This window comes from Psychromonas sp. (assembly GCF_047632995.1).
In the GTDB taxonomy this organism is placed as follows: domain Bacteria; phylum Pseudomonadota; class Gammaproteobacteria; order Enterobacterales; family Psychromonadaceae; genus Psychromonas.
The window spans coordinates 1-5,827 of record NZ_JBLIEK010000169.1; the positions used below are offsets into that span (position 1 = coordinate 1).

4 protein-coding genes and 1 pseudogene are annotated in these 5,827 nt (G+C 39.6%); all 5 read left to right on the forward strand.

Going from position 1 to position 5,827, the window contains the following annotated elements:
• Window positions 1–488, forward strand: a 488-nt coding sequence (locus ACJAT7_RS17365; protein ID WP_415228061.1) for a restriction endonuclease, incomplete at its 5' end; no start/stop codon positions are given.
• 143 nt (window positions 489–631) lie between these two features.
• A complete protein-coding gene (locus ACJAT7_RS17370) occupies window positions 632–1,597 on the forward strand; it encodes a helix-turn-helix transcriptional regulator (protein ID WP_415228062.1) in 966 nt (321 codons plus the stop codon).
• 108 nt (window positions 1,598–1,705) lie between these two features.
• On the forward strand, window positions 1,706–2,698 hold the full coding sequence (gene cas1f / locus ACJAT7_RS17375; protein WP_415228063.1) for a type I-F CRISPR-associated endonuclease Cas1f: 993 nt from the start codon (window positions 1,706–1,708) through the stop codon (window positions 2,696–2,698).
• Window positions 2,695–5,631, forward strand: a complete 2,937-nt coding sequence (locus ACJAT7_RS17380) for a CRISPR-associated endonuclease Cas3'' (RefSeq protein WP_415228064.1) — start codon at window positions 2,695–2,697, stop codon at window positions 5,629–5,631. Before cas1f ends, ACJAT7_RS17380 begins: the two co-directional genes overlap by 4 nt.
• Window positions 5,632–5,635: 4 nt before the next feature.
• A pseudogene (locus tag ACJAT7_RS17385) lies at window positions 5,636–5,827 on the forward strand (hypothetical protein); the annotation flags it as partial.

A 5,827-nucleotide genomic window follows, 5' to 3' on the forward strand; every position in this document is an offset into this window, starting at 1 on the left:
CGGGTAAAGATGGTGGGGTAGATTTTTATTTGTTTCAACCGTCTGTAAATGAAGATAAATCGCTGCGTCCCAAGCCTTTTTCCGCTATACAGTGCAAGTCATGGTTGACCAAAAAAGTAGATGTTAAAACCGTGCGTGAGCTTTATGGCGTTATGGCGGCTGAGTCTATTGCTCTAGGAGCTGTTGTTGCTTCCGGTGATTTTACAGATGATGCACTGAGCTTTGCAAAGGGTAAACATGTACAGCTTATTAGTGGTTCAAAGTTTGTGGGTTTGATTAAAGATCTGCCGGTCGATACCCAGAATAATCTCTTGGAAAAAATAGTCTCTGGAGATTACACAACACCCTCATGTCCAAGTTGTGATATCAAGTTAGTGATCAGAACATCTAAGAAAGGGAAAGAAATCGGCTCATCTTTTTGGGGATGTAGTAACTTCCCTTTATGTAGGTACAAGCTGAGGAGTAAAGTGTTGGGGTCAAAGACCTAAGCAGTAATGAAGTGGTTTGCAACGCTGATGAAAATTAAATTACAGAGTTTGATAGGCTTAAAGGATTTCTGGAATGGTCGGTCTAGAGTAAATAAATAACAGAAGTGTTGTTTAGGAAAAATAAAAACTAATGGTGTGTCATAGTGGATAAATTTGATCGAATACAGCAGTTGCATCGTTTGTTACGAAGTAATTATTACCCAACTCCAATCAATAGAATTGCAGAAAAGTTAGAGTGTACGAATAAAACAGCTAAAATCGCTATAGATCTATTACGTGATCAGCTGCATGCGCCAATAATATATTGTCAGCAAACCAAAGGCTGGATGTATGAAAAAGATGCAAAAGCGTTTGAGTTGCCAGGTTTATGGTTAACGGCTGACGAGCTGCATGGCTTGGCCGCCATTCTAAATATTTTGAAAACAATGGATGAGGGATTGCTAGGAAATGAAATCAATGTTGTGCAACAGCAAGTAGAGAAATTGCTCGCTGCCAAAGGCCTTAATATAGATCACTTTAGTCGTACTATAAAATATCTCATGACCAGCAAGCGTCCTGTAGCTAATCGTTTTTTTTCAATCATTACCGATGGTTTGATTCATAAAAAGCAACTAGTTATAACTTATAGTGACTATTTTGGTAAAACCACACAGCGTGAGATAAGCCCGCAAACACTGATTCATTATCAAGAAAATTGGTATCTCGATGCGTGGTGCCATAAACGCAATGCTTTACGTTCTTTTATGTTGCCACGCATCATTAAAGTGATCAAAAGCGATCTAGAAAATAAAGAAATCGCACCCAATGAATTAAAAGATCACTTCCAAAGTAGCTACGGGATTTTTTCTGGTAAGCCCAAACATAATGCTACCTTAATTTTCTATCCGCCGGTTACAAGAGAAGTCGCAAGTATCCAGTGGCATCCAGAGCAGATAAGCGAGTGGCAGGGCGATAATTACCAAATTACTATTCCGTACAATGACGACCGCGAACTTCTTCGCGATATTCTTAAATATGGTAATAACGTCGAAGTCATTAAACCGGCCGTACTCAAAAATAAAATTAAACATATCGCCCAAAGTTTAGTGGAGTTATACAGTAATGAATAATCGAGCGAGGCAATGATTCGCAAAACCACTGTATAAATATGGAGGAAGTGTTTTAGTCCGGTGATGACGTAAAGTAAACAACAATTCAACCCATAGGAATTTAAACCCGTGCAAAATGATTTATCAACCACAGGCTTAAAAGCCATTTTGCACTCCAAGCGAGCCAATATCTATTACCTAGAAAAATGTCGTGTTATGCAAAAAGATGGGCGGGTGTTGTATTTGACCGAAGCAAAAAACGAAAACCAGTATTGGAATATCCCTATCGCCAATACCACCTGCATTTTATTAGGTACCGGCACTTCCATCACCCAAGCCGCCATGCGTATGCTAGCTTCTGCCAGTTGCCTAGTGGGATTTTGTGGTGGTGGCGGCACGCCATTACTAATGGCCAATGAAATAGAATGGCTAACCCCCCAAAGCGAATACCGCCCTACAGATTATTTACAAGGTTGGATGAGTTTTTGGTTTGACGCCGATAAGCGATTAGAAATAGCCAAACAATTTCAAGAAGCACGCATAGACTACATGCAAACCATCTGGTCAAAAAACCGCGATCTAAAAAGCCATGGCTTCACCGCCGACGACCCTCAACTGCAAAAACACCTGAATACCTACACCACTAATATCAACAATGCCCTCAGCGTAGGGCAACTATTACAGTCAGAAGCACTACTTACCAAACAGCTCTACAAAATGGCTGCGCAGGGTACGCAATATGGTGATTTTACCCGTGAGCGCGACAACACTAACGCCCAATTAGATAATGCCAATGCTTTTTTAAATCATGGCAACTACTTAGCCTACGGCCTAGCCGCTACTACCTTATGGGTATTAGGTATTCCTCACGGTTTCGCGGTAATGCATGGAAAAACTCGACGCGGCGCACTCGTGTTTGATGTGGCCGACTTAATCAAAGACACCCTCGTACTACCGTGGGCATTTATCTGCGCCAAAGAAGGTGCGACTGAACAAGAATTTAGACAGCAATGTTTGCAAGCATTTACCGACAGCAAAGCTTTGGATTTTATGTTTAATCAAGTAAAAACGGCAGCGCTGTATTATTCGGTTAATCCAATAACAGAGGTGCCTGAGCAATGATGGTCACCTTCGTTAGCCAATGCGAGAAAAAAGCCTTAATGCGCACACGCAAAGTACTAGACGCCTTTGCCGACCGCATCGGTAGCAATACCTGGCAAACAGTGATCACTCAAGAAGGACTGCTCGCAGTTAAAAAATCTCTACGCAAAACTGCCAGTAAAAATACGGCGGTGAGTTGCCATTGGTTACGGTCGCGTAGTAGAAATGAATTGGTTTGGGTAGTGGGGCAGCGGGATAAGTTTAATTTGAACGGTTTAGTACCGGTAAATACAACTGAAAAAGAGGTTCCAATGGATGTAACAACAGATAAACCAAAGGCGGGTGTAATATATGCAAATACTAAGCTGCAGCCACTCGCTGAACACCTATTTGCAGTAGGTTATTTTGCTGAGCAATTGCATAGAAAGTTATTGCCTGCAAAGCCGCAGTTTACAATAGTGAATTTTATTGCTGGTTGTTTACACGACCTTGGCAAGGTTGATCCTCTATTCCAATCTTGGGTGATAAACCCAAAAAAGAAAGGTTTTGTCGCAGATGATGGTCAGCATATTGATGATGCTAAGTTCAGTTTTGAAAAGCACCCAAGACATAATGAAGTATCACTTTTACTCTATCATCTTTTAGGCAGCGCAGAACTAAAGGGTATAAATTCAGCTAACAAACGCTCAATTAAACATGCAATATATTGGCATCATGCTAAGCCATACCGTAAGGATAAAAATAATTTTACGACCTATAAAGACATCTGCAAAAAGCTCATTACAAATCAAAAAGAAACTGATCTAAGCGATATTGTAAGGCAATCTCAATCTCTTCTTAAGCAAGTCTCAGGTATCGATAAAAAATACCGAGAGCTAGAAAAAACATCATTAGAGCAAGCATTTGTTGAGCATGTTTTAGAAGATCTTGAAGATGGTTTGCCTGATGCACCGGCTTTACCTAGTTACAAAGAATATGAATTAGAAGAATGTGTAGCGGCTAATAGCGGCAATGTTAAAACTAATGCGCTTAATAATATTGTGCGTACTTGTGTAATCACAGCAGATAGATTAATTTCGGCATTAACGGCAAATGAATTGCACGATGCAATAGTGAATCGTTCTCTTGGTGAAAAAGTTGATGAGTTACTTGATGTTGAATCAACACTAAGTTCTGAAATAGACGCCTGCCTTTCTTCGTTCTTCCCTAATAGTGAGCGCAGCCTAAAACAAAGCGAGATTGCAAAGCAACTTACGACGACAGAAGATGTTGCTGTGCTCGCAGGGGCAGCAGGTTGTGGTAAAACTAAAATTGCATTGGAGTGGGCAAAACTACAAGGTGCTAATCGAATAATCTGGGTATGTCCACGGGTTCAAGTCTGTCAGGGCTTATTTTATGAGCTGACATCAGAGCAGTATTTACCAAACAGCACAATCGAGATTAATACAGGCGAGTTTAAGTTTCAAAACCAATGGGATAACTTGATACTAGAAGACGAAAACTTTTCTGGTGACATTATTATTACCACAATTGATCAAATACTGGGTTCCGTGATTAGTCATACTAAAGCCAACACCTTGATCGATTTCTTAAATGTACATGTGGTGTTTGATGAGTTTCACGAATACGTCAATATGCCTGCATTTAACCTACTGTTTGCAGAACTCATTGCGGCGAAAAAAATGCAAGAGCAACATGCCAACACCTTGTTGGTGTCAGCCACACCACATTATGTCTTTGTTGAAGAATTACTTGGGATTCACGAAGATGATGTCAAAGTAATGCCTTCATTTAATCAAAGCCAGTATCAACTTGACTTTAAAATTTATGATGACAATTTGTTAGATAGCGCTAATCCACTATTTACGCCACAAAGCGACTGTACTTTTGTTATTAGTAATATGGCATTAACGGCACAAAATAGTTTTATTACTAATCAAAAAAAAGAAAACGCAGTGCTACTGCATTCTAAATTTATTAAGAGCGATAAACAAAAATGGTTTGCAGAAGTATACGAATCTTATCAACGTGGTGGCACAGGAAAATTTAACGTCCTGCGCAGTGGTCCTATTGTGCAAGCGTCTTTGAATATCAGTTGTGATTATATGGTGGCAGAAATTACCAGCGCGGAAGATTGTTTACAACGCTTAGGTCGCCTAGATCGCTTTGGTCTAAACGATTACGTAAATATTTATACCCTAGCAATACCTAACTCTATCTCTCAAACAAAAGGTAATAGCCCATCATCACGTTTTTTAGCCAAGATGTATGTATTGAGTTCAGTGCGGGCTTGGTATCAATTTCTACTTTATTCTCTTGACGATAAAATGTTCACATTGCCAAAAATTTATGAGCTTTATCGAGAGTTTCATCGCTTAGAGAGTACGAAGTGCTTTATTGAAAGCGATTTAGTGGCTGCATTAAAGGAAAGCGTTAAAAAAATAAATGATAGGGTGATTGACCCAATTGTGGTGCAACCAAAGAAAAATAAAGATCAGAAACGTAGCAAAATAAGCAAAGGCTCTTTGCGAGGTGATAATCGGTTTGTACAACTTGCTGTTGTAGATTTAAGCAACTTTAAAAAAATAAATTTTATCGAAGAATACGCCTATTCAATGCCGCTGGACGATAACAGCAACATTGATAACTTAACCTATTCCTCCAATGCCATTCGTGGTTATGGACAAAGTGATAAAGACCTGCTTTCACATATGTTTAAAAAACACCACAACATAATGGGTGGCATTAAATCTTATAACGATAATGCATTGTTAAATGAAGCGCGTGACCCAGAATCGCCCATCTATTTGAGTTATACCAGTAACGATCTACTGCCAGTGGGTGGTGAAAGTGCACGACATCCCCACGCTATTTATTATGCAGTTTGTGATAAACAACCCATAGGCGCAATTTCAATTAACCAAATCAATCAAACCACAGAAGACGAGGAATAAAAAAATGGAAAAAGTAACAGGCATTAAAAGTGTAGATTTTAAAATAACTGCATTAGGTCATGGTGTTGTCAACTGGAATGGCCCAACATCTTTGGCAGGAGATGGAGGGAAAACAGTAGATAACCATACTTTGCCCAAGCTCCGTGGTTATACAAATTTAACAGGTAAAGTGAAAGAAGAAACGGGCTACAAATAT

What these genes read in the sequence shown, in the direction of transcription:
- ACJAT7_RS17380 (WP_415228064.1), top strand. Translation starts at nt 2,695, where the DNA reads ATGATGGTCACCTTCGTTAGCCAATGCGAGAAAAAAGCCTTAATGCGC.